This window comes from Algoriphagus algorifonticola, from assembly GCF_007655305.1.
Taxonomy (GTDB): domain Bacteria; phylum Bacteroidota; class Bacteroidia; order Cytophagales; family Cyclobacteriaceae; genus Algoriphagus; species Algoriphagus algorifonticola.
The window spans coordinates 15,265-39,322 of record NZ_VLOG01000051.1 but is presented as its reverse complement, the minus strand read 5'-3'; the positions used below and the strand labels follow the sequence as shown (position 1 = coordinate 39,322).

Below are 24,058 nucleotides of genomic sequence, written 5' to 3'. Positions count from 1 at the left end.
CGGAAGCTTCGCCTGCCAGTATTCTAAGGTTTAAGCAAGAAGATTTTCAGTTTTTTTTCATGCGGCATATTTTAATATGTCTACATAGCTGGAATTTCGGTTGACAACAGCAAAAGCCCTTGCAATAAGTTTATTTCTGATAATATTAAGTGTGCTCATTTTGCTTTTCCCTTCACCGGTTCTTCTCTTGTAATAGGTCTTCATCTCAGTGCTGTATTGGATGGCTGTGCCTGCACATAATGTCAGCAGTGTTTTAATTCTCTTATTCGCCAGCGGACTGGTTTTGGTTCTCCCTCGATAGGATGTACCTGACTGGTTGGGAAACGGTGCTGTTCCTGCATAACTGGCAAACTTTCTCCAGCTATCGAATAGGGTAAACCCTTCTGTTAAGACGATAAGTGCAACAGCTGTCTGTGGGCCTATGCCCTTGATAGAGTTAATCAGCTTATATTGGTTCATTAACAGTTCATCTTTGCGTAAAAGTTTGTCTATTTCTTTCTCTACGGTTTCGATCTGTTTATCTAAACAAGCGATTACTTCGGTATTGGATTTTTGATAGACTTTTAATTTGTTTTCTGAAACTACAGCTTCATATTCTTTGATACGGGTGATGTAAGCTGCTCTGTCTTTTACAAGTCGCTCTCTGTAATTAAACAGCTTTTTGAGATCCTGGATGACCTTTTTGGGAGGAACAGTGGGGATAATCTTCTCCTGCTTTTCATAAAGATATTCAGCTATGTCTTTAGAGTCTGCCTTGTCTGACTTACCTCTTCTTATTCCCAAGGATCGCTTTAATTCAAGTCCTGAGATGATATAAAATGGTAGGGAGTGCTTTTCAAGAAACAAAGCAAGTTCTGAAGAATAAATCCCAGTGGATTCAAATCCGAAAAGCAGTTCTTCTGCGAGTATTAACCCAGAGTTTTCCATTACCCATTCCACCAGCTCCTGGTAACCTTTCTCATTATTTTCAAAGACTGCGTGGCATTGGTTGATCTTCAGATAAGCATCAAGTGTAGATTTACTTACATCGACTCCAATAATTGATTTGAATTTCATAATTTAGACATTGAAGTTTAACAAATGAGAGTTGCGGAAACTAAAACCTTTAACAGGCCTAAAGCCTAAAATTCTAACTGGTTACTGGCAACTCAACTAAGAATGGGGACTGATACTGGCAAGAGGTCGCTAGCCTAGCCGTGGCGAAAGTTCACCCCATTCTTTTTCAATTTATTCAATATCTGAGTCACTTAATAATCGTAAAGATATTAGCTCTGATTTTCTCAAATAATTCTACTTTGCAAACCTAAAGGCCGTGGCTGGGTCTTCGGTCATCGGTCTTCCAATCGGTCAAACAAAGAAAATATGGCAACTGGCATGATTGCGGATAATCAGATTAGATTTTATCTGTTACAATTTTTCCAACTGTCTGATATTTTTATCTGCAACAGACTTTAAAAGCTGTGAAAGGTTATCCCCTTTCTCTTCCGCATAAACATCCGGCCCAGGGATTCCCACTCTCATTCCTACGATTTTGACAGCAGATGATCCATGTCCTTCCGTGGAAAAATAAATGTCGACTGCATTGATTTTGGACGCGTGACGACCGATCTTATCTATCTGGTTCCTAATCAGTTGCTGGACAGAAGAGTCAATATCAAAATCCACTGCCTGTACGTCTATTTTTATGGCTTTATAGTTTTCTGTGTAATTCATGGAAACAATTGATTGTTGTTTTAGTTGATAATATAAGAATTTCTTTTTATATTATATGTAGAAATTTTAGTATAAATCCTTTTTAAAAATCAAAATAAATAACCAATTATGAAAATTTTTGATAAAAACTTATTCTTGGAACTCACTCAGAACAAAAGTGAGCCATTCATTTCTATTTACGTGCCTACATCACGTAAAAGCACAAACGCTTACAAAGACGACCAAACACGTTTTAAAAATCAATTATCACAAGTCGAAAAAGATTTAGAAAAGAATTGGGGTATGGATGAAAGAAGCATCTCGAAGACTCTTCGTCCCGCTTTTCAATTATTGGAAGACTTTAATTTTTGGCAACATAATTCGGACCTATTAGCGGTATTTCTAGCTGATGGTGAAATGGAATATTTCCAAGTTCCGATCCCAGGAGTAGAATCTATGAATTTTGTAGGAACCAAAGCTTTTACAATGCCATTAGCCCCAGAACTCAATGATGATGGTCACTATTATTTATTGCTACTAAACTTGGATAGAATTCGTCTATATGAAGCAACAAGAGATGTTATTCAGGAAATTATTTTAGACGAAGAAGAAGTTGCTGTTTCATTTACTGTAGAAGAGGAAATAGCCGAAAACCAAGGTCATTTACAGGGACAAGGCGGCGTAGGAAGCGCTGGAGCAATGTACCATGGACATGATGGGGGATCGGATGAAGAGAAGAAAACAACAATCCTAAACTATTTTCACCGTATGACCAATATGCTGGAACCTCTGCTCAATAAAAATCCACTTCCTCTTTATCTCGCAGGAGTTGACTATTTGATTCCATTATTCCGCGAGGCTAGCAAATACAATCATTTACAAGATGGCCATGTCAGTGGAGCCTTCACCGAAAAAGATGTGATGAGTCTTCATCAAAAATCCTGGCAATTAGCTTCAAACTATTTTTCTTCTGAGAGAAGAAAAAGAATGAATGATTTCGAAGAAAAGAAAAGCGAGGGCTTATCCATTCAAAATGATAAAACCGCATTGATTAAAGCTGCCCATTCAGGAGCCTTGGACACACTTTTTGTTGATGAAAAACATGAGCATGTTTGGGGTACATTCGACACCCATAAACATCAGGTAAATTATCGGGAATCAAGGGATAAGCACAGTCACTGTTTGATTGATTTGACAATTAGCCACACCATCAAAAATGGAGGTAAGGTCTTTCTAATGAACTCGGACTCACTCCCTGGAAATGATATCATGGCTGGTATTCTTAGGTATCCCCTGAGTTAAAAAAATAAGCCCCGGAAAATTCCGGGGCTTCATCATTAAAGGTTTATTGAATTACTTTTTGATATCCAGTTTGGTTCGAAGCTCCTCAATATTCAGAATCTTCGAAATCTCCTCCTGTTCCAATTTTTTGAATCTAGCAAGTTGCACATCAATTTGCTGAGTTAATTCTTTTCTCACTTCTACAGATTGATCAGTTGGAGGATAATCACCATTTCCAACCACGCTATTTAAATGAGCCAATTTATTATTCAGCCTGATCGGATAGTTTAGAGGATCTTGACCGCTTCTGTTTTTGGTCTGGTACAAGGTCTCTTCTATCTCCTGCATTTGAGCTTTGATTTGCTCCAGGTTGGCTGGCTTGTTTTCCATACTATCCAGTTCAGCTCTGTACTGACGAATCAATTTAATAGTCTGATGCGTTTCTGTCAGCTTGCGGTTCACATTCATGAGAAACTCAAACTGTTTTTCCAATCCCGCCTGAGTGGTTTCATATCTAGGGTCTGCCAAAACTTTGAATCCTTGCTCCTGTCTTTCCCCGTCCAAGGTAACTCTTACCTTATAATCACCAGGAACAACCTTTGGTCCTCGAAGATTAGCAGCCCACATGATGAGACCATCAAATCCTTCCGCATCTTCTACTCTCAAATTCCAATTGAATTCATTGCTACCCGCTTTCACTTTTAAAGTATCACCCTGGTAGCCTTTGCTAGAAAAGGTTCTAAGAACATTATTCCCATTATCCAAAAACTCAATCTTAAGCTCTTGTTTAGGCTCCTCTTTGATAAAATAATACACCAAAACTCCTCCTGGTCTGTTGGTCCCCATGGTCGGAGACTTCCTTTTTACACCATCTATTCTATAAGAATCCTGAGGTTTGAATAGATGCAACTTTTTATTCTCAATACCTGGCTCTGCCTGATGCAAAACAGTTAGATCATCGATAATCCAGAAAGAACGGCCCTGCGTTGCAGCAATCAAATTATTATCCTTGATAGCCAAGTCAGTTATCGGAACGATAGGAAGATTCATTTGCAAGGAATGCCAATTTGCCCCATCATCTTTTGAATAATACATACCAGTCTCGGTGCCTGCGTAAAGCATTCCCTTCTTAACAGGATCTGCGCGAATTACCCGGGTGAAATGCTCTGCATCTATCCCTTTGGTAATTTTAGTCCAGGTTTTACCATAATCCTTGGTCTTATATAAGTAAGGCTCAAAATTCCCACTTTTATAACCAGTTGCTGCAAAATAAGCCTCACCTGCTTCATATGGACTCGCCTCAATACTATTGATCTGTAACCATTCCGGCATGGCGGAAGGAGTCACATTCACCCAGGTCACCCCATTATCTGTAGTCACATGCACCAATCCATCATCAGAACCAGCCCAGATTACCCCTTTCTTCACAGGAGACTCTGCAGCCGTGAAAATAGTGGCATAATACTCTACAGAAGTATTGTCTTTGGTAATTGGACCACCGGATGAACCTAATTTACTCGCATCATTTCTGGTCAAATCAGGCGAAAACACTTCCCAACTTTGTCCCTCATTAGTGGATCTATGAAAGCGGTTACTGGTCGTGTAAAGCATATTAGGATCATGCGGTGAGAAGAAAATCGGGAAGTTCCATTGAAATCTATACTTCATGTCTTCCGCTCCATGTCCCATAGGATTATCAGGCCATACATTGACTGTTCTGCTGATTCCTTTTTCATGATCCTCCCGGGTCAAAAGTCCCCCATAAGAACCCCCATATACAATGTCATTATTCTTTGGGTCCGGAGCGATCCAACCAGACTCTCCACCTGCGGTAGGCTCCCAGTCATCTTCAGTAATCCCTCCTCTTCCGTCTACTCTGTGACGGATTCTAACAGTTGAATTGTCCTGCTGCGCACCGTAAATTCTGTATGGAAAAGAATTGTCTGTGGTCACTCTGTAGAATTGAGAAGTCGGCTGATTCATATAAGTGGACCAGTTAGCTCCGCCATCTTCGGAAACTTGCGCTCCACCGTCATCGGCGATAATCATACGCTGATTGTTATTTGGATCTATCCACAAATCATGATGATCTCCATGTGGAGCATTGGAACCTTTGAAAGTTTTCCCGCCATCAGTCGATTTGTGATAGTTTACGTTTAAAACATAAACTGTTTCCTCGTCTTGAGTGTCTGCATAAATTCGGGAATAATACCAAGCTCTTTGTCTTAAGCTCCTATCCTCATTGGTTTTGGACCAGGTTTGTCCTGCATCCGTGGAAGTATACACTCCTCCATTATCATTTTCAATGATGGCATAAAGCCTGTTAGAGTTCAAAGGAGAAACGGTTACCCCCATAATTCCTAAAATTCCTTGAGGAAATCCTTCTTTGGATGTAAGGTCTTCCCAGTTTTTACCGCCATCTGTGGACTTAAACATTTTTGATCCAGGCCCACCACTTTCCAAAGAATAAGGAGTTCGCTTGATCTCCCAAGTTGTTGCATATAGGATATCAGGATTATTAGGGTCTAAAATCAAATCAACAGCACCCGCCACGTCGGAAACAAAAAGAACTTTTTCCCAAGAAGCACCTCCATTGGTGGTTTTGTAAACACCCCTTGTAGCATCAGGCTTAAATAAATCTCCCAAAACTGCTGCATAAACTACATCAGGATTGCTGGGATGAATTCTTAGTCTTGCAATAAACCGGCTTTTATCCAAGCCTGCTCTTTCCCAGCTTTTGCCGGCATCCTTACTTTTCCAGACTCCGTATCCAAAAGAAACATTTCCACGGACCGTTTTCTCTCCTCCTCCTGCATACACTACACTAGTGTCACTTTCAGAAACAGCAACAGCACCGATAGAACCACCGAAAAAGCCGTCGGAAACTGACTTCCAGGTATTCCCGGAGTCAACAGTTTTCCAAACACCTCCGCCGGTAGAACCAAAATAGTAAGTATGGTCAGAACCAGCTACTCCGGTAACTGCATCGGACCTGCCTCCACGAAATGGGCCAACAAGCCTCCATTCGAGTGCTTTGTAAACAGAAGGATTAGGTACATTTTGGGCATGGGAAGAGTTTACCTGAAAAATAAAACAGAGCAAAATCCCCAATAAACCCAATGAAAATCGATTTCTCATAAGGATAATATTTGGTGGTTTCTTGAAGTTAAAAAATTAGGATAAGTCTTTGACTCTATTGCTAAAAAATTGATCAGTGGTCGGAATTCTTTTTTGGCTAGAAACAAAAAAACCCTTTCCGAGGAAAGGGTTTTGATTTTCGTTTTAGTAGGTATTAAGCCTCAGCTGGCAAAACACTTACGTAAGACTTACCGTCTGCTTTCTTTTTGAAAGTTACAACACCGTCAGAAAGTGCAAACAAGGTATGATCTTTACCAACACCTACGTTGTTTCCAGGGTGATGCTTGGTACCTCTTTGTCTTACAATAATGTTACCGGCGATAACTTGCTCGCCTCCAAATTTCTTCACACCCAATCTTTTGGAATGTGATTCTCTACCGTTTTTGGAACTACCTACACCTTTTTTGTGTGCCATGGTCTGATTCGTTTATGGTTTTCTAATAGAAAACTTAGAGTGTAATATTTTCAATCAATACTTTGGTGAAGTCTTGTCTGTGACCGTTCTTCTTCTTGTAGCCTTTTCTACGCTTCTTTTTGAAGACGATGACTTTATCACCTTTAACATGATCCAGCACCTTGCCAGATACCTTAGCGCCCTTAATTAAAGGTGCACCAACAGACACATTCCCATCAGCTTCTGCTAATAGTACTTGGTCAAATTCCACGGAAGCGCCAGTTTCTGCGTCTAGCTTTGGAGCATAAACAAACTGATCTTTTGTTACTTTGAACTGCTTTCCTGCGATGTTTACAATTGCGTACATGTGTTTCTTTCTAGATTCTTTGTCGAAATCGGAGTGCAAATATAAGGAAGAGTATTTGAAGAAAAAAATGGCTCCATAAAATTATTATGGCCTTAAGCAATGCCCTTTCAGCAACTTAGAGCTGCGCAAAAAGTAATTATCAGTAATCTCTTTTTTCAGGAGCTTTAAAAGCCAAGATTTGTATCAATACATTCAAAGGTAGGTAAATATAATTAGTACTAAGAAATAGGGCAAGCAATCATTGGACTCAAGCAATTTCAAAAGACAAGAAGATTCTCGATAGAAAATTCAAATAGCTGCTCATACCTGATTTTCAGCTGTTTATTTTATTTTAAATCGATTGAATAAAATTGAACATCGGTCAAAAATCACTTGAATTTTGTTAAAAATATTTTTTTCAAAAAAACTGAAAAAAGTTTCAACGCCTCAAAATGCTCATTTCAGCTTATCTTTTACTTTATCCGAGTAGATATAAGGTAATGGTTTTATGATACTTAAATAGTTTTTGACTATTGTTCAAAAAACACCCTAATTCAGGACTTCGGGGGTTTTATTTCTGGATTTTGGTTCACATATTTGTTCAAAGGCTGTTCTAAAAAGGCAGCCTTTTCTATCCCCGGCAACGATTACTGAAGAGCTATTTGTCTGAAATTAACTTTATTAGAACATTATCAAATAAACCAAAGAGAACGATGCAAGCAGAACCAATTTTAGAAGAGAATAAGAATCGCTTTGTTTTATTCCCAATCCAACACGCAGACATTTGGAAATTTTATAAACAGGCAGAAGCCAGCTTCTGGACGGCTGAGGAGATTGATTTAGGACAAGACATGAGAGACTGGAAAAACCTCAATGACGGGGAGCGCCACTTTATTTCTCACGTTTTGGCTTTTTTCGCGGCAAGTGATGGTATTGTCAATGAAAACCTGGCTGAGCACTTTGTGGCAGAAGTACAATATACGGAAGCTAAGTTTTTCTATGGATTTCAAATTGCCATGGAAAATATCCACTCAGAAACTTACAGCTTGCTTATCGATACCTATATCAAAGACGCGGCAGAGCGAGACAAATTACTAAATGCGATTGAGCATATTGATTGCGTTAAAAAGAAAGCCGACTGGGCATTGAGATGGATTGATAATGGAAGTTTCCAAGAAAGACTCATTGCTTTTGCTGCTGTAGAAGGAATCTTCTTCTCTGGTTCATTCTGTTCTATTTTCTGGCTGAAGAAAAGAGGATTGATGCCAGGGCTTACTTTCTCTAATGAATTGATTTCACGAGACGAGGGTCTTCACTGTGACTTTGCTTGTCACCTTTATACCCAACACGTACAAAACCCGCTTCCAAAAGAAACTGTCAAAGAAATTATTATGGACGCAGTTGCCATCGAAAAGGAATTTGTGACCGATGCACTTCCGGTAAGATTGATAGGAATGAATGCAGATTTGATGTGTCAATACATCGAATTCGTTGCGGACCGATTATTGATGGAACTAGGATGCGATAAGGTATGGAACAGTACTAATCCATTTGATTTCATGGACATGATCTCCCTTCAGGGTAAAACCAACTTCTTTGAGAAGCGAGTAGGTGATTATCAAAAAGCCGGCGTGATGAAGTCCAATGATGCCACAGAATCAGCGCGCTTCTCTTTAGGGGAAGACTTTTAACCTCAAACCACATTACCCAACCATTAACCTCACCTGAACTATGCTAGTAATAAAAAGAGACGGAAGACGCGAATCAGTTCGCTTTGACAAAATCACAGCACGAATAGAGAATCTGTGCTATGAGCTGGATCCTAAATTTATACAGCCTATAGAAGTTGCCAAAAAGGTAATTGATGGTTTGTATGATGGAGTAACTACCTCTGAGTTAGATAATCTAGCCGCAGAAGTTTGCGCTTCATTGACAGTGAAGCATCCGGATTATGCGATACTTGCTGCACGGATTGCCATCTCTAATCTGCATAAAACAACCAGTCAGTCTTTTTCAAATACCATGAAAAGACTTTACACTTATGTCAATCCGATCACAGGTGAGAATGCGGCATTGATTGACCCGGAAGTGTATGGCATTATTAAAAAGAATGCGGCAAAGTTGGATGCGGCGATTGATTACAAAAGAGACTTTGGATACGATTACTTCGGCTATAAAACCTTAGAAAGATCCTACTTGATCCGTTTAGATGGAAAAGTAGTAGAGCGTCCACAGCACATGTTGATGCGGGTAGCCGTAGGTATTCATAAAGAAGATTTGGATTCTGTAATCGAAACTTACAATCTCCTTTCTGAAAAATGGTTTACTCACGCGACTCCTACCCTCTTCAACGCAGGAACTCCAAAACCGCAACTTTCCTCTTGCTTCCTTCTGACTATGAAGGATGACAGTATTGATGGAATTTATGATACATTAAAGCAATGTGCTAAGATCTCACAATCTGCAGGAGGTATTGGTCTTTCTATCCACCATGTAAGAGCTAAAGGTTCTTATATCAAAGGAACCAATGGCGTATCTAACGGAATCGTACCGATGTTAAGAAACTTCGATATGACCGCAAGATACGTGGATCAAGGAGGAGGAAAAAGAAAAGGATCTTTTGCCATCTACCTAGAGCCTTGGCATGCTGATATCAAAGACTTCTTGGAGCTAAAGAGAAACCATGGTAAAGAAGAAATGCGAGCCAGAGACTTGTTCTATGCACTTTGGATTCCAGATCTTTTCATGAAGCGAGTAGAACAAAACGAAAATTGGTCTTTGTTCTGTCCTAATGAATGCCCAGGTCTTTCCGATTGCCATGGCGAGGAATTTGAAAAGCTATACGAAAAGTACGAGCGTGAAGGAAAAGCAAGAGAAACCATCAAAGCTCAGGAATTGTGGTTTGAAGTGCTGGAATCTCAAATCGAAACAGGAACTCCATATATGCTCTACAAAGATGCGGCAAATGGAAAGTCCAATCAGAAGAACTTGGGAACTATCAAGTCCTCCAACCTTTGTACCGAGATTATAGAATACACTGCTCCGGATGAGGTAGCTGTTTGTAACCTTGCTTCTTTAGCACTTCCTAAATTTGTGACACAAGGACCTGATGGAAAGCTTTTCTTCGACCATCAGAAATTATATGAAATCACCAAAGTAGCTACTCGAAACCTCAATAAAGTAATTGATGTAAACTACTATCCGGTAGAAGAAGCGAAGCGATCCAACTTCAGACATAGACCAATTGGTTTGGGTGTGCAAGGATTAGCGGATGCTTTCATCATGTTGAGAATGCCTTTCGATTCACCTGAAGCAAAAGGATTGAATGAGGACATCTTCGAAACTATCTACTATGCAGCAGTAGAAACTTCCATGGAATTGGCCAAAGTACAAGGTACTTATGAAACCTACGAAGGATCACCAGCATCCAAAGGAGAACTTCAGTTTGATATGTGGGGAGTAACGCCAAAATCCAACAGATGGAACTGGATGGAATTGAAGGAGAAAGTGAAGAAGTATGGTTTGAGAAACTCCCTATTAGTAGCGCCAATGCCAACTGCCTCCACCTCTCAAATCTTAGGAAATAATGAATGCTTCGAGCCATACACTTCCAATATTTACACTAGAAGAACACTATCAGGGGAGTTCATCGTGGTAAACAAGCACTTGATGAAAGACCTGATCAAGCTTGGCCTTTGGAATGATACCATGAGAAACCGATTGATTTCCACCAATGGATCAGTTCAAAATGTACCGGGAATTCCACAGCATATAAAAGATATTTACAAGACCGTTTGGGAAGTTTCCCAAAAAGTGATTATTGATATGGCAGCGGACAGAGGAGCTTACATCTGCCAGTCTCAAAGCATGAACGTCTTCTTGCAAGATCCGAATTTTGGTAAGCTGACTTCCATGCACTTCTATGCCTGGAAGAAAGGTTTGAAGACCGGTATGTACTACTTGAGATCTCAAGCTGCTGCTGCTGCAATCAAGTTTACATTGGACAAAACAGGTTTTGAACCGCAAGATGAAAAAGCAAAAGCTGAAGAAGCTGCTGCTAAATCGACAAAACAAGAAGCCGTGCAATGCTCATTGGATAATCCCGATGATTGCGAGGCATGCGGAAGTTAAATTTTAGAGTTCGTCAATTGGAAAAGCGTCTGGGAATCTCAGACGCTTTTTTTTATAAATTCTTCGTTGAGAACCTTCAACTCACAGATTAATTGACAATAAAATATTAGATTGAGAGCGATTCAATTAATGCCAAAAATCTACTTTTCAGCGAAAACTCAAAAACCACAATATGTTGAATTCGTCAAAAATCAAATCACAACTCCAAAATCTAAACACTGACACTCCTGCCCAATTCGGTATCATGACTCCTCAGCATATGGTGGAGCATATGACTATTACCATGAAGCTTTCCAGTGGAAGAATCAAACTCCCGGAATTTGAACCGAATGAAAAACAGCTGATGCAAAAACAGGCCTTGATCTATACGGATATAGAGTTTCCCAAAGGAGTCAGAGCACCCAATTCAAATGGGGAATTGCCTGATTTAAGGTTTCCAGACTTGGAAACTGCCAAAGAAAAATTGGTGCAAAGTGTCCAGGAATACGAGGAGGCTTTTGAAAACAATCCAAAGTTCAGGTCCATACATCCACGATTTGGCTACCTCACGTTTGAAGAATGGGAAAAATTTCATCATAAGCATTTCAAACACCATTTTGGCCAATTCGGAATTTGGTAAAAGAAAAGAGGTTAGCGTTTCCACTAACCTCTTTTTTTATCTAATTCCAATTACGCCATTTCCTCCTGATTAGCATATTCCTCTACAGGAATACAGCTACACATCAAGTTTCTGTCCCCGTAGGCAGAATCAATTCTTCTGACAGTAGGCCAGAATTTATTGTCTCTTAAATAACCCAAAGGATACACAGCTTTTTCTCTTGAATAAGGTAGATCCCATTCTCCAATCAATACCATATTGGCAGTATGCGGAGCATTCTTCAATACGTTATTCTCTTTGTCTGATTCTCCCCTTTCGATTTCTCTGATTTCTTCTCTGATGGAAATCAAGGCATCACAGAATCTGTCCAATTCCGCCTTTGTCTCAGACTCAGTTGGCTCAATCATCATGGTACCCGCTACCGGAAATGAAACAGTAGGAGCATGGAAGCCATAGTCCATCAAACGCTTCGCAATATCTTCTACTTCTACGCCAAATTCTTTGAAGCTTCTGCAGTCGATGATCATCTCGTGAGCAGCTCTTCCCTTAGTTCCTGTATACAGAATAGGATAATGCCCCTCCAATCGCTCTTTGATATAGTTAGCATTTAGAATTGCCATCTTCGTAGCATTAGTCAGTCCATCTCCTCCCATCATCGCAATGTAGGCATAGGAAATTGGCAAAATGCTTGCACTTCCATAAGGAGCGGCTGAGATAGAGGATACGGCTTGAGTACCACCAGTTTTCACCAAAGGATTTCCTGGAAGGAACGGAGCCAAATGAGCTGCCACACAGATTGGTCCCATTCCAGGTCCACCTCCACCGTGAGGAATACAGAAGGTCTTATGCAAGTTTAAGTGACAAACATCCGCTCCGATTCTGCCAGGAGAAGTCAAGCCTACTTGGGCATTCATATTCGCTCCATCCATGTACACTTGACCTCCAAATTCATGAATGGTCGCACATATTTCCTGAATCGCTTCTTCAAATACTCCGTGAGTGGAAGGATAGGTAACCATCAAAGCTGACAAGTCATTTGCATGAGCTGCAGCCTTTTCCTTCAGGTCAACCAAATCAATATTTCCCTTTTCATCACACTTCACCAAGACTACTTTCATCCCTGCCATTACAGCAGAAGCTGGGTTCGTACCATGAGCTGAGGTTGGGATCAAGGCTACATTTCTATGCCCTTCACCACGGCTTATGTGATAAGCTCGGATCACCATCAATCCTGCATACTCTCCTTGTGCACCCGAATTAGGTTGCAAAGAAGTATCCGCAAATCCGGTGATTTCTGTTAACCAGGTTCTCAAATTGGTAAATAACTCCTGATAGCCTAAAGCTTGATCCATTGGAGCAAATGGGTGAATCTGCCCGAATTCCGGCCAAGTTACAGGAATCATTTCTGCAGTTGCATTCAACTTCATGGTACAAGAGCCCAATGAAATCATGGAATGAACCAAAGAAAGATCTTTTGCTTCCAAACGCTTGATATAGCGAAGCATTTCATGCTCAGAATGGAAGCTATTGAATACCGGATGGGTTAGGTAGGCTGACTTTCTGTTCAAAGCTTCTGGAAGTTCCAAGCTCAAGTTGCTTACCAACTCATCCAAGTTTAAGGTGTGCTTACCTTCTTCTGTAGCAAAAATATTGACGATGGTCTTCACATCTTCCAAAGTCTTGGTTTCATCAAAAGAGATGAAAATTGACTCCGACTCGTAGCGGAAATTCATATTCTCGCCCAAAGCCAAGCCTCTCACTCTTTCGCGGGAAACCTCATTCATTTTCACCTCAATGGTGTCGAAGAATGTCTGCTCACCTACCTGAAGCCCAACTTGCTTCAGAGCTTGAGCAGTTAATTTTGCAAAACCATGTGTTCTCAAAGCAATATCCTTCAATCCCTTAGGACCATGATATACTGCATAGAAGGAAGACATTACAGCCAATAATACCTGAGCAGTACAAATATTGGAAGTTGCTTTCTCTCTTTTTATATGTTGTTCTCTGGTTTGGAGCGCCATTCTATAGGCTTTATTTCCAGTTCTATCGATGGAAACACCGATGATTCTACCAGGGATTTGTCTTTTGAACTCTTCTTTAGTAGCGAAAAATCCAGCATGAGGACCTCCATAACCCATAGGTACTCCAAATCGCTGGGCAGAACCTACGACAACATCTGCTCCCATTTCTCCAGGAGGTGTTAATAGCGTCAAGGCCAGTAAGTCTGATGCAAAAGCAGTCAAAACTTTGTTTTCTTTTGCCGCAGCCACTATCGCTGAATAATCTCTCACAGCACCATCCGCGTCCGGATATTGGAACAAGATCCCGTATAATTCCGGATCAGTCACATCCATCTGCTCGATAGACCCAAACACCAGCTCAATCCCTACAGGTTCTGCTCTAGTTTCCAAAAGAGCCTTGGTCTGTGGGAAAATTTTCTCGTCTACAAAGAATTTATTCGCATTCTTCTTTTCTCTTGGCTTTACAGAATGAAGCATAGTCATGGCTTCAGCAGCAGCTGTACCTTCATCTAGTAATGAAGCATTTGCCAATTCCATTCCGGTCAATTCACTAACCACTGTTTGGAAATTGATGAGCGCTTCCAACCTACCCTGAGCAATCTCAGCTTGATAAGGAGTGTAAGCAGTATACCAACCCGGATTTTCCAGAACATTTCTCAAAACCACTCCAGGAACAATGGTATCATAATAGCCCATTCCGATGAAAGATTTGAAAACTTTGTTTTTGGAAGCCAGCCTTTTGAAATCCTTCAAAAAGTCAGACTCTAACTGAGCTTTTGGAAGGTCCAAAGGTCTCTCCAATTGAATGGATTCTGGAACAGTTTGGTTGATTAATTCCTCCAGGGAAGAGGCTCCGATTTTATCCAACATCTCTGCGATCTCTGCCTCGGTCGGGCCATTGTGTCTGCTCTCAAACTTGACAGCATTAGAAAGGTTAATCTTCATACGAATTGAATGGAAGCTGTAATGAATATTTGGGTTAGAAATACTTTGTCTTTCTGGCGGCAAAGGTAATATTTATCAACAGATAATCTTCTCTTAACCAGTAGAAATTCACCCTCTCAACACTCCTTTCCTGTAAACAGTTTGTGGGAGGCTCAAATTTTTGTATAGCTTAGGGGCCTAAATAAAATTTTATCCAAAAAATCGAGTAGGATCAGCACGATTTTAAAGATCAGAAAAGAAGGGCCGAAGCTTCTAAGCGACGGAATATTGAAGTTTTAAATTAAATAAAAACTATATGAACAAACGATTTGCGTTGACTGGAGCGCTTGCCTTGGGTTTGAGCCTTGGAGCAATTGCACAAAATCCAGTACAGGTGAAATATGCCAATACAATTACGGCAGAAGACTTGAAAGAATATCTGACCTTTTTGGCATCCGACGAGATGAAAGGCAGAGATACCGGTTCTCCGGAAGGATTGATTGCCGCTAACTATTTGGCAGATTTTTATAAAAACTTGGGTTTGACAGGACCTGTGGATGGCAGCTATTTTCAGGCAGTACCTTTGGTAAGCAGCAAGTTTGACAAAGTGACTTTGCAGGTAGGGAAATCAAAATTGGTGGAGAATGAGGACTTCGTCTTCGTGGGAGATGCCAATATGAAGAAATCCTCCAAAACTGAATTGGTGTTTTTAGGCCTTGTCAATGATGAAAATTTGGCCAAAGTAGATGTAAAAGGCAAGCTGGTTGGAATTTGGGCTGTGGGTGAACGCAGTAATAATTTGCTGAATGCAGTGATGGACGCAGGAGCAGCAGGTGCTGTCATTGTAACTATGGAAGGTCAGGCAAATTTTGACAGAATTGCTAACAGATATAAATCATTAGCAGGTCGCGGAAGAGTAGGGTTTGATCAAGCCACAAGCCAAAGACCGGTATTCATGGTCAGCTCCGAAAAAATGGGTGAGCTATTTGGTACCCCGGTGGATGTTTTGAAAGAAGCCGCCAAGTCAAATCCTTCCAGCATCAAATCTCAAAAAGCGTCTTATCAGGTAGTGAAAGATAAAACTCCTTTGGAAGCTTATAATGTATTGGGCTTTTTGGAAGGTACTGACAAAAAAGAGGAGGTATTGGTTATCTCCTCACATTATGATCACGTAGGCGTAAGCTCTACCGGCGAGGTATTCAATGGTGCAGATGATGATGGTTCTGGTACTGTGTCTGTGATGGAAATTGCTGAAGCATTTGCCACAGCAGCCAAAGAAGGTCACAGACCTAGAAGATCAATCTTATTTTTGAATGTAACCGGTGAGGAAAAAGGATTATTAGGTTCTCAGCATTACTCTGAGAATCCTATTTTCCCAATCGCAAATACCGTGAATAACATCAATATCGATATGGTGGGTCGTATTGATTATGAATATCAAAATGCTGAAAACAAGGACTATGTCTATGTGATTGGCTCGGAGATGCTATCTACCGATTTGAAAAAAATCAACGAGTATAATAATATCACCTACACCGATTTGATTCTGGATTATCGTTATGATGCGGAAGATGATCCAAATAGATTCTATTACAGATCAGACCATTACAACTTTGCAAAGTTTGATATTCCGGTGATCTTCTTCTTCAATGGAGTTCACGATGATTACCACCAGGTAACTGATACAGTGGATAAGATTGAATTCCCATTGATGGAGAAAAGAGCCCATCTGATTTTCCACACCGCCTGGGATCTGGCCAACCGTGAAAACAGAACCCGGGTTGACGGGACGAATACTAGAACGGATAGATAAAAAAATAGCCCTGAAAATTTTCAGGGCTATTTTTTTAATTCTTCCTATTCTTCGTCTTCAATTGGTTCCTGTTCTTTTTCTTACCGGATTTCTTAGCCTTTACTTTTTCCCCTTTGCCAATATTCTTTTTGGGTTTGGCCTTTTTTTCATGAAAAGCTCCCTTATAATCCGGATTGTCTCTTTGCTTTAGCTTATCCAGCTCCCGTGCATAAATCTGATTCTCTGCAAAAGGAGTTTCTGTAATAGTGACAGGCTTGGGAATTGCATATTCAGGCACTTCCATACGAATTAGCTCCTCGATTTTCTCAAAATGCCAAGCTTCCGCAGGATTAATAAATGTGATGGCCTTTCCTTCCTTCTCTGCTCTGCCGGTTCTACCGATTCTATGCACATAATCTTCATAGATCAGCGGCACATCAAAATTGATTACGTGAGAAACCATCGTCACATCCAAGCCACGGGAAGCCACGTCAGTCGCAACCAAAATCCGCACATTTCCGGATTTAAACTCATCCATGGAGTTTATTCTGGTATTTTGACCCTTATTAGCGTGGATTACCCGGATTTCACCAAACTCATTCTTATTTAGAAAATTATAAACCTCCTCGGCATTTTTTCTGCTTCGCGTGAAGATAATCGCCCGCTTTACAGATTCACTGTCTAGCAAATATTCCAAGAGGTAGATTTTCGTCCGAATATTTGGCACATAATATTTGACTTGACCAATCGTCTCAGCAGTAGTTGCTGAAGGTGTGATCTCCACTCTTTCAGGAAATTCCAAAAATTCAGCAGCCAAGCGATCCACTCGAGGCGCAAATGTGGCTGAAAAGAGCAAATTTTGTCTTTTGACAGGAATCACTTCCAAAATAGACCTAATCTGAGGCATAAAACCCATATCCATCATCTTATCTGCCTCATCCAGCACCATGGTTTTAAGCTCCTTAGTGATCATCACTCCTTTTTTGTATAAATCCAAAAATCTCCCCGGAGTAGAAATCACGATATCCACACCTGCCTGGATTTGCTCAATTTGAGTTTTTGGACCAATACCTCCGTATAAACTGACGATACGTAAATCAGTGTAAGTGGCCAATTGATGGCAAACTTCCTCGATCTGCATGACCAACTCCCTGGTAGGTGCCAGAATCAAAGCTCTCGGAAGATTCCCTTGGGCATATTTGACCTTCATTAGGATAGGCAAGACATAGGCAGCCGTTTTTCCGGTTCCCGTTTGCGCGATTCCCAATACATCATGCCCCGCTAAGGCCAAGGGAATCGCTTTTTCTTGAATAGCTGTTGGAGTGGTATAGCCTGCCTCGACTACTGCATTCAGCAATTGCTTATTCAGCTTAAATGCATCAAATCCTACTGCCTCATTGCTCATGATTCCTTATTTTTGGGAAAACTTAAAAGATTGAAGATGAAAAGTATTCTGATCACCGATGCAAATATAGTCAATGAGGGCCGGATCTTTCGGGGAGATATTTTAATCCAGAAAGGAAGGATTGCCAAAATCGGCGAAAAACTGACTCATGAGCAAGTAGACCAACATATTGATGCAAATGGAAAATACCTCTTCCCCGGGGTGATTGATGATCAGGTACACTTCAGAGAACCGGGTTTGACCCACAAAGGTGAAATTTATACTGAAGCAAAAGCCGGGGTAGCAGGAGGCACCACTTCCTACATGGAAATGCCTAATACAGTTCCTCAGGCTGTAACTATTCCCCTTCTCGAGGAAAAATATGCCAGAGCCAAAGAAGTGTCATTGGCCAATTATTCTTTCTTTTTCGGAGGAACTAATGACAATTTGGAGGAAATCCTGAAGCTTGATTTGAAGAATGTCTGCGGCTTAAAGGTATTTCAAGGATCCTCCACTGGAAACATGGTAGTCGACAATATTGAGTCTTTGGAAGGGATTTTCAGAGAGTATAAAGGTCTACTGGCTATCCATTCTGAAAATGACCACATCATCGCTGCCAATATGGCGGAGTACAAAGCCAAATATGAAGAGGATATTCCAATCCAAGCACATTCCAAAATCCGTTCGGAAGAGGCCTGCTATGATGCCTCCAGCCGGGCAGTTGCTATGGCCAAGAAGTTTGGAACACGACTTCATATTCTCCATATCAGTACTGCCAAGGAATTGAGCCTATTTGACAACAGTATTCCATTGGAAGAAAAAAAGATCACAGCAGAAGCATGCATCCATCATATGTGGTTTTCGGAAAAAGATTACGACACAAAGGGCACCTTGATCAAATGGAACCCTGCTGTAAAAACAGCCAATGACAGAGATCAGATTTTCCAAGCGATGTTGGATGATAGAATCGATGTAATTGCCACAGATCATGCTCCTCATACACTGGAGGAAAAAGATCAGGTTTACACAAAAGCTCCTTCTGGAGGGCCATTGATTCAACACAGCTTGGTAGCTATGTTGGATTTTTATCATCAAGGAAAAATCAGCTTGGAAAAGATCGCTGATAAAATGAGTCACAAAGTAGCCCAACTATTCAGGATCGAAGAAAGAGGATTTATCCGGGAAGGGTATTTTGCGGATTTAGTCTTGGTTGATCTCAATGCTCCATGGACAGTCAGCAAAGAAAATATCCTGGCAAAGTGCGGCTGGTCCCCTTTTGAAGGACATACTTTTCAGTCACAAGTGACGCATACGATCGTTTCTGGACATCTAGCATATGCAAACGGACAGTTTGACGAAAGTAAAAAAGGAGAGAGGTTAACTTTTTCAACAAATATTTAGGACCATCCTTGCGCTGATTAAAGCGAATACTTACCTTTGCCAACCGATTGAGAAATGAGTTCTCAATCCAAAACAAATGGTGATTGTAGCTCAGCTGGTTAGAGCGCTGGTTTGTGGCACCAGAGGTCGCCGGTTCGAACCCGGTCTTTCACCCAGAACCCCTCCTCGTGAGGGGTTTTTGCTTTAAATAGGGTGCATTTGGCACAACATTTGACAAATTCAGACCAAACTAAACCAACTTGAGATGTTTACTTTGTTCAAATCCTCACCAAAATTCCCTGTGGTAAAGCCTGTGAATATTCATCAGGTGAGAAGCTACATGGTAAAGTTTGAAGAGTCCTTGCGCAACTTTGAAGAGATTCAAAAAGAGGCAGTTCACTCCTAATTGAAAAAATCAACCAAGGTTATGGAAACATAACCTTAATTTTTGCTCTTTTCATTTTTTCTATCAATACAAAACTCTATTTTAACAGGCTACAATATTAGCCCCTATGAGTTATATCCATTTTGATAAAACCCAGTTGATTAATCTGAATTATTCTCTGGATAGAGAAATCATTCGGACCAATCGGTCTGGAACCTATACCAGCACCTCGATAATCGGATGCAACACCCGAAAATATCATGGACTTTTAGTTGCTCCTCAGCCTCAAATCGATTCCCAGAATCATGTTTTCCTTTCAACGGTACATGAAACAGTCATTCAAAGGGGTGCAAGCTTCAATCTAGGTATCAGCAAGTATCCTGGTAATTACTCTCCTAGAGGCCACAAGTATCTGGAAGATTTTGATTCAGAACCTATTCCAAAACTTACCTATAGAGTAGGCGGAGTATTGTTACAAAAAGAACTTATTCTGGACACCAACAGAGACCGTGTAATGATCCGATACACCTTATTGGAAGCTCATTCTCCTACAAAAATCAGGATTTCTCCTTTCTTGGCATTCAGAGGTTACCACACCCTTTGCAAGGAAAATAATGACATTAACAAGAAATTCGAGAAGGCTCCCAATGGGGCTAAATTCCAGCTTTACCCTGTATATGATCCCTTATATTTACAACTTTCCAAAAAGAATGAATTTGTCTCGGACCCAAACTGGTATAACAATGTAGAGTACATTCTCGAAAGAGAAAGAGGGTACGAATACCAAGAAGATCTGTTTGTTCCCGGATACTTTGAATTTGACATTGAAAAAGGTGAATCCGTGATTTTTTCTGCCGGCTTAACAGAGGCAGATCCCAAGACAAGAGAAAGGGCTTTTGCCAAAGAAATAGCAAGAAGAATCCCAAGAAGTAATTTTGAAAACTGTCTTAAAAACTCTGCTTCCCAGTTTATCAGAAGAAGAAACGGAGACACGAGAATCATTGCCGGTTATCCATGGTTTGGTTGGTGGGGGAGAGATACCTTCATTGCTGCTCCTGGACTTACATTAGCTAATGGAGATTCTGAAACATTTTTGGAAATCATGGATACCATGTCCAAAGATCTCAAAGGTCCTTTATTCCCAAATGTGGGAAGCGGAACCTACACCAATATGAACTCCATGGATGCTCCTCTCTGGTTCTTTTGGTCATTGCAACAATACATTCAATTTACTAGAGACAGTAAAACCGTTAAAAAGAGATACCTTGATAAACTTAAGGGAATCATAGACGGATACAGGGCAGGAACTGATTTCAATATCCACATGCTGGATAATGGGCTGATTTATGGAGGAGAAGAAGGAATCTGTCTCACTTGGATGGATGCGGTAACTCCAGATGGCCCGGTGACTCCAAGAACAGGATGTCCTGTTGAGATTCAAGCCTTGTGGTACAATGCCTTATGCTTTTATCATGAATTAACAGGAGATCAGGAAATAGCCGAGTTGGCGGAAAAAGTAAAATCATCTTTCGAGGCCGAATTTTGGAATGAGGAAAAAGGCTATTTGGCTGATGTGGTTCAAGGAAATGAAAAAGACTGGTCCATTCGTCCCAATATGGTTTTCGCTACTTCCTTACCTTATACTATGCTCAGCGAAGGGCAGAATGATCAGATTTTGGAACTGGCAAAGTCCAATCTTTTAACCACTAGAGGCCTGAGAACTTTAGCTCCAGATGACCCGGCATATAAAGGATATTATTTTGGGGACCAGATCAGCCGTGATCAAGCTTATCATAATGGAACGGTTTGGGTTTGGCCGATGGGTCATTTCGTAGAAGGCTATATCAAGCTTCACGGGAAGTCTGCCAAGAATTTTATAGGAAAAATTATTAAAGGATTTGATGGTGTCATGACACAATATGGTGTTGGAACAGTTGCCGAGATCTTTGATGGAGATCCTCCTCATAGACCAAAGGGAGCTGTATCTCAAGCCTGGAGTGTTGCGGAATTGCTAAGAATGATGGAATTGGTCAAGAGTTTATAAATAAATTATGAAAGTTTTAATGTTCGGTTGGGAATTCCCACCACATATTTCTGGAGGACTAGGAACAGCCTGTTATGGATTGGTCAAGGGATTGGCCCATCATAATCAGGATATCATTTTTGTAGTCCCAAAATTATGGGGAGATGAAGAACCCCTGGCTGATTTTGTCAATGCAAGTGATGTATCCATCGATTATCGGGAACGAAAATTCAAGAAAATCTGGAAGAATCTGACCTATCTGGAGGTTAGTAGTTTTTTGGTGCCTTATCTGGGCCCTGAGGAATATAAAAAGTTCACAGATTATGCCATTCATGACAGAACGGATGTAGACGAAAGTATTTTTACTACCAAATATGAGTTTAGCGGAAAGTATGGCAAAAACCTCATGGAGGAAGTAAGCCGATATGCTTTAACTGCCGCGCAGATCGCCAGAGACAGAGATGATTTTGAAATTATCCATGCACATGATTGGTTATCTTTCCCTGCGGGTATCGCGGCCAAGGAGATATCAGGAAAGCCATTGGTAGCTCATGTGCACGCTACAGAATTTGACCGCTCAGGCCAATCTGTCAACCAGCCTGTTTTTGATATAGAAAAAGCCGGAATGGAGGCTGCTGACCATGTCTTGGCAGTAAGCCAACTGACCAAAAATATTATCATCAACAAGTACGGAATTCCTCCCGAGAAAGTCAGTGTCCTGCACAATGCGGTATTGGATGCAAGCATTATCAAATCCAACTACAACAAGAAGGTTCCTGAAAAAATCGTGACCTTCCTAGGAAGAATTACTTTTCAAAAAGGCCCTGAATACTTTGTAGAAGCCGCAAAGAAAGTACTAGACAGAGATCCAAATGTGCGCTTTGTCATGGCTGGGTCTGGAGACTTACTCAATAGGATGATTGATCGGGTAGCCGAGTTGAGAATGGCATCCAAATTTCACTTTACCGGATTTTTAAAAGGAGACGATGTAGATCATATGTATGCCATTTCAGATGTATACGTAATGCCTTCTGTATCTGAACCCTTTGGTATATCTCCCCTAGAGGCTGTGAGGCACAATACTCCTGTAATTATATCCAAACAGTCAGGTGTTGCTGAAGTCTTAGTCAATGCAATCAAAATTGATTTCTGGGATATTGATGCGATGGCCGATTCAATCTTTGCCTTACTGCATTATGATGGTATTTCCAGGATGTTCAAGGAAATGGGAAGCCAAGAACTAAAAAAATTAAAATGGGAACATGTGGCTGCCAAATTGGTCACTGTCTATGAAAAAACTTTATCCACGAGACCATGAGAACTATCTGTTTTTACTTTCAGGTTCATCAACCCTACCGATTAAAACCTTATCGTTTTTTTGATATTGGAGAGGACCACTATTACTGGGATGACTTCCTGAATCGAAGTGTAATTCGAAAAGTAGCCCAAAAATGCTACCTGCCAATGAATGCTTTACTATTGGAATTAATCCAGAAGCATCACGGGGCATTTAAAGTGACTTTTTCTTTTTCAGGAACTTTCATGGATCAACTGGAGGCTTATGCACCCGATGTATTGGAAAGCTTCCAGCGTTTGGTGGCAACCGGACAAGTAGAATTACTGAATGAAACTTATGGTCACTCCTTAGCAGCTCTGAAAAGTAAGGAGGAGTTTGCCGGAATGGTCAAGCAACATCAGGATAAAATCAAGCAGCTTTTCAATGGGTACCAACCCAAAGTATTCAGAAACACTGAGCTGATTTATTCAGATAAAATCGGAGCCATGGTGGCCGATTTAGGCTACAAAGGAATATTGACGGAAGGGGCCAAGCACGTGCTGGGCTGGAAAAGTCCCAATTACGTGTACCAAAACTCCATCAATCCCGACCTCAAAGTATTGCTAAAAAACTTCCGGCTTTCAGATGATATTGCCTTCCGTTTCAGCAATAAAACATGGGAAGACTACCCATTGACTACAGACAAATTCATCAATTGGATTAATGCTATTCCTCAAAGCGAGCAGGTCTTGAACCTCTTTATGGACTATGAAACCTTTGGAGAACATCAGTGGGCCGAAACCGGAATCTTTGATTTCATGAGAGCTTTACCGGAAGCTGTATTAAAGCATACTAATTTTGGTTTCTCCACTCCTTCTGAGGTAATCCATAAAGTCCCTGCAGTCAGTCCTATTCACGTACCGATCCCTATCTCATGGGCAGATGAAGAAAGAGATTTGACTGCCTGGCTAGGGAATGACCTACAGGACGAGGCTTTTGACAGATTATATGAATTAGAAGCTATGGTAAAAAAGACCAAGGACCCGGATTTGATGAGAGACTGGAATTATTTACAGACTTCAGATCACTTTTATTACATGTGTACCAAATTCTTCTCTGACGGAGATATACACTCCTACTTTAGCCCTTATGACACTCCTTATGATGCATTTATCAACTATATGAATGTACTGAGTGACTTTGTATTGAGAGTCAAAGGAAAAGTTAAGGAATTAGAAAAAGCGTAAAATAGAAAGGCCGTCGTTGACGGCCTCTTTTTTGATCTCAATAATA

The 24,058-nt window shown here is 40.7% G+C and carries 17 protein-coding genes and 1 tRNA gene; 11 read left to right on the top strand and 7 right to left on the bottom strand.

Annotated elements, in window-relative coordinates; genetic code table 11:
• Positions 1 to 57 precede the first annotated feature (57 nt).
• Together FL972_RS13165 and FL972_RS13160 are read right to left on the bottom strand one after the other, a co-directional pair.
• Positions 58 to 1,056 carry an IS110 family RNA-guided transposase gene (locus FL972_RS13165; RefSeq protein ID WP_144602881.1) on the bottom strand — a complete coding sequence of 333 codons (999 nt, stop codon included), beginning with the start codon at positions 1,054 to 1,056 and terminating at the stop codon, positions 58 to 60.
• Between the two features lie 351 nt (positions 1,057 to 1,407).
• On the bottom strand, positions 1,408 to 1,713 hold the full coding sequence (locus tag FL972_RS13160) for an HPF/RaiA family ribosome-associated protein (protein WP_144605922.1): 306 nt from the start codon (positions 1,711 to 1,713) through the stop codon (positions 1,408 to 1,410).
• A 108-nt stretch (positions 1,714 to 1,821) separates the two neighbouring features.
• On the opposite strand from FL972_RS13160, the gene FL972_RS13155 reads away from it, so the two are divergent.
• Positions 1,822 to 2,994: a baeRF7 domain-containing protein gene (locus FL972_RS13155; RefSeq protein WP_144605921.1), complete on the top strand. Its 1,173-nt coding sequence runs from the start codon at positions 1,822 to 1,824 to the stop codon at positions 2,992 to 2,994.
• A 51-nt stretch (positions 2,995 to 3,045) separates the two neighbouring features.
• On the opposite strand, the gene FL972_RS13150 is transcribed toward FL972_RS13155, so the two are convergent.
• From FL972_RS13150 to rplU, 3 genes are all read right to left on the bottom strand, one after another.
• On the bottom strand, positions 3,046 to 6,111 hold the full coding sequence (locus FL972_RS13150; RefSeq protein ID WP_144605920.1) for a VPS10 domain-containing protein: 3,066 nt from the start codon (positions 6,109 to 6,111) through the stop codon (positions 3,046 to 3,048).
• Between the two features lie 154 nt (positions 6,112 to 6,265).
• Positions 6,266 to 6,526: a 50S ribosomal protein L27 gene (gene rpmA, locus FL972_RS13145; RefSeq protein ID WP_144605919.1), complete on the bottom strand. Its 261-nt coding sequence runs from the start codon at positions 6,524 to 6,526 to the stop codon at positions 6,266 to 6,268.
• A 34-nt stretch (positions 6,527 to 6,560) separates the two neighbouring features.
• Entirely contained in the window at positions 6,561 to 6,872 is a 312-nt protein-coding gene (gene rplU, locus FL972_RS13140; RefSeq protein ID WP_091655458.1) for a 50S ribosomal protein L21, read from the bottom strand.
• Between the two features lie 692 nt (positions 6,873 to 7,564).
• On the opposite strand from rplU, the gene FL972_RS13135 reads away from it, so the two are divergent.
• The 3 genes from FL972_RS13135 to FL972_RS13125 all read left to right on the top strand — a co-directional run bounded on the left by FL972_RS13135 (position 7,565) and on the right by FL972_RS13125 (position 11,601).
• On the top strand, positions 7,565 to 8,542 hold the full coding sequence (locus FL972_RS13135) for a ribonucleoside-diphosphate reductase small subunit (protein WP_144605918.1): 978 nt from the start codon (positions 7,565 to 7,567) through the stop codon (positions 8,540 to 8,542).
• A 40-nt stretch (positions 8,543 to 8,582) separates the two neighbouring features.
• Positions 8,583 to 10,982: a ribonucleoside-diphosphate reductase subunit alpha gene (locus tag FL972_RS13130; protein WP_144605917.1), complete on the top strand. Its 2,400-nt coding sequence runs from the start codon at positions 8,583 to 8,585 to the stop codon at positions 10,980 to 10,982.
• A gap of 172 nt (positions 10,983 to 11,154) precedes the next feature.
• The gene (locus FL972_RS13125; protein WP_144605916.1) at positions 11,155 to 11,601 is read left to right on the top strand and encodes a hypothetical protein; all 447 of its coding nucleotides are present in this window, start codon (positions 11,155 to 11,157) and stop codon (positions 11,599 to 11,601) included.
• A 50-nt stretch (positions 11,602 to 11,651) separates the two neighbouring features.
• Here the strand turns inward: FL972_RS13125 and gcvP are convergent, their stop codons facing one another.
• The gene (gene gcvP / locus FL972_RS13120) at positions 11,652 to 14,546 is read right to left on the bottom strand and encodes an aminomethyl-transferring glycine dehydrogenase (protein ID WP_144605915.1); all 2,895 of its coding nucleotides are present in this window, start codon (positions 14,544 to 14,546) and stop codon (positions 11,652 to 11,654) included.
• A gap of 295 nt (positions 14,547 to 14,841) precedes the next feature.
• Here gcvP and FL972_RS13115 point away from each other — a divergent pair, with 295 nt between their 5' ends.
• Positions 14,842 to 16,338 carry a M28 family metallopeptidase gene (locus FL972_RS13115; RefSeq protein ID WP_144605914.1) on the top strand — a complete coding sequence of 499 codons (1,497 nt, stop codon included), beginning with the start codon at positions 14,842 to 14,844 and terminating at the stop codon, positions 16,336 to 16,338.
• 34 nt (positions 16,339 to 16,372) lie between these two features.
• On the opposite strand, the gene FL972_RS13110 is transcribed toward FL972_RS13115, so the two are convergent.
• Entirely contained in the window at positions 16,373 to 17,722 is a 1,350-nt protein-coding gene (locus FL972_RS13110; RefSeq protein WP_144605913.1) for a DEAD/DEAH box helicase, read from the bottom strand.
• A 36-nt stretch (positions 17,723 to 17,758) separates the two neighbouring features.
• On the opposite strand from FL972_RS13110, the gene FL972_RS13105 reads away from it, so the two are divergent.
• From FL972_RS13105 to FL972_RS13085, 6 genes are all read left to right on the top strand, one after another.
• Positions 17,759 to 19,102 carry a dihydroorotase gene (locus tag FL972_RS13105; RefSeq protein WP_144605912.1) on the top strand — a complete coding sequence of 448 codons (1,344 nt, stop codon included), beginning with the start codon at positions 17,759 to 17,761 and terminating at the stop codon, positions 19,100 to 19,102.
• Positions 19,103 to 19,180: 78 nt separating this feature from the next.
• A tRNA-His gene (locus tag FL972_RS13100) sits at positions 19,181 to 19,256 on the top strand.
• 90 nt (positions 19,257 to 19,346) lie between these two features.
• A complete protein-coding gene (locus FL972_RS19445; protein ID WP_175557941.1) occupies positions 19,347 to 19,487 on the top strand; it encodes a hypothetical protein in 141 nt (46 codons plus the stop codon).
• 106 nt (positions 19,488 to 19,593) lie between these two features.
• On the top strand, positions 19,594 to 21,510 hold the full coding sequence (locus FL972_RS13095) for an amylo-alpha-1,6-glucosidase (protein ID WP_144605911.1): 1,917 nt from the start codon (positions 19,594 to 19,596) through the stop codon (positions 21,508 to 21,510).
• A 7-nt stretch (positions 21,511 to 21,517) separates the two neighbouring features.
• Positions 21,518 to 22,807 carry a glycosyltransferase family 4 protein gene (locus tag FL972_RS13090; RefSeq protein ID WP_144605910.1) on the top strand — a complete coding sequence of 430 codons (1,290 nt, stop codon included), beginning with the start codon at positions 21,518 to 21,520 and terminating at the stop codon, positions 22,805 to 22,807.
• Entirely contained in the window at positions 22,804 to 24,012 is a 1,209-nt protein-coding gene (locus tag FL972_RS13085; protein WP_144605909.1) for a glycoside hydrolase family 57 protein, read from the top strand. The genes FL972_RS13090 and FL972_RS13085 overlap by 4 nt, the downstream gene beginning before the upstream one ends.
• The last annotated feature ends 46 nt before the right edge of the window (positions 24,013 to 24,058 follow it).

What these genes read in the sequence shown, in the direction of transcription:
- FL972_RS19445 (WP_175557941.1), top strand. Translation starts at nt 19,347, where the DNA reads ATGTTTACTTTGTTCAAATCCTCACCAAAATTCCCTGTGGTAAAGCCT.
- rpmA (WP_144605919.1), bottom strand. Translation starts at nt 6,526, where the DNA reads ATGGCACACAAAAAAGGTGTAGGTAGTTCCAAAAACGGTAGAGAATCA.
- FL972_RS13135 (WP_144605918.1), top strand. Translation starts at nt 7,565, where the DNA reads ATGCAAGCAGAACCAATTTTAGAAGAGAATAAGAATCGCTTTGTTTTA.
- FL972_RS13130 (WP_144605917.1), top strand. Translation starts at nt 8,583, where the DNA reads ATGCTAGTAATAAAAAGAGACGGAAGACGCGAATCAGTTCGCTTTGAC.
- rplU (WP_091655458.1), bottom strand. Translation starts at nt 6,872, where the DNA reads ATGTACGCAATTGTAAACATCGCAGGAAAGCAGTTCAAAGTAACAAAA.
- FL972_RS13150 (WP_144605920.1), bottom strand. Translation starts at nt 6,111, where the DNA reads ATGAGAAATCGATTTTCATTGGGTTTATTGGGGATTTTGCTCTGTTTT.
- FL972_RS13110 (WP_144605913.1), bottom strand. Translation starts at nt 17,722, where the DNA reads ATGAGCAATGAGGCAGTAGGATTTGATGCATTTAAGCTGAATAAGCAA.
- FL972_RS13155 (WP_144605921.1), top strand. Translation starts at nt 1,822, where the DNA reads ATGAAAATTTTTGATAAAAACTTATTCTTGGAACTCACTCAGAACAAA.
- gcvP (WP_144605915.1), bottom strand. Translation starts at nt 14,546, where the DNA reads ATGAAGATTAACCTTTCTAATGCTGTCAAGTTTGAGAGCAGACACAAT.
- FL972_RS13105 (WP_144605912.1), top strand. Translation starts at nt 17,759, where the DNA reads ATGAAAAGTATTCTGATCACCGATGCAAATATAGTCAATGAGGGCCGG.
- FL972_RS13095 (WP_144605911.1), top strand. Translation starts at nt 19,594, where the DNA reads ATGAGTTATATCCATTTTGATAAAACCCAGTTGATTAATCTGAATTAT.
- FL972_RS13125 (WP_144605916.1), top strand. Translation starts at nt 11,155, where the DNA reads ATGTTGAATTCGTCAAAAATCAAATCACAACTCCAAAATCTAAACACT.
- FL972_RS13090 (WP_144605910.1), top strand. Translation starts at nt 21,518, where the DNA reads ATGAAAGTTTTAATGTTCGGTTGGGAATTCCCACCACATATTTCTGGA.
- FL972_RS13115 (WP_144605914.1), top strand. Translation starts at nt 14,842, where the DNA reads ATGAACAAACGATTTGCGTTGACTGGAGCGCTTGCCTTGGGTTTGAGC.
- FL972_RS13165 (WP_144602881.1), bottom strand. Translation starts at nt 1,056, where the DNA reads ATGAAATTCAAATCAATTATTGGAGTCGATGTAAGTAAATCTACACTT.
- FL972_RS13160 (WP_144605922.1), bottom strand. Translation starts at nt 1,713, where the DNA reads ATGAATTACACAGAAAACTATAAAGCCATAAAAATAGACGTACAGGCA.
- FL972_RS13085 (WP_144605909.1), top strand. Translation starts at nt 22,804, where the DNA reads ATGAGAACTATCTGTTTTTACTTTCAGGTTCATCAACCCTACCGATTA.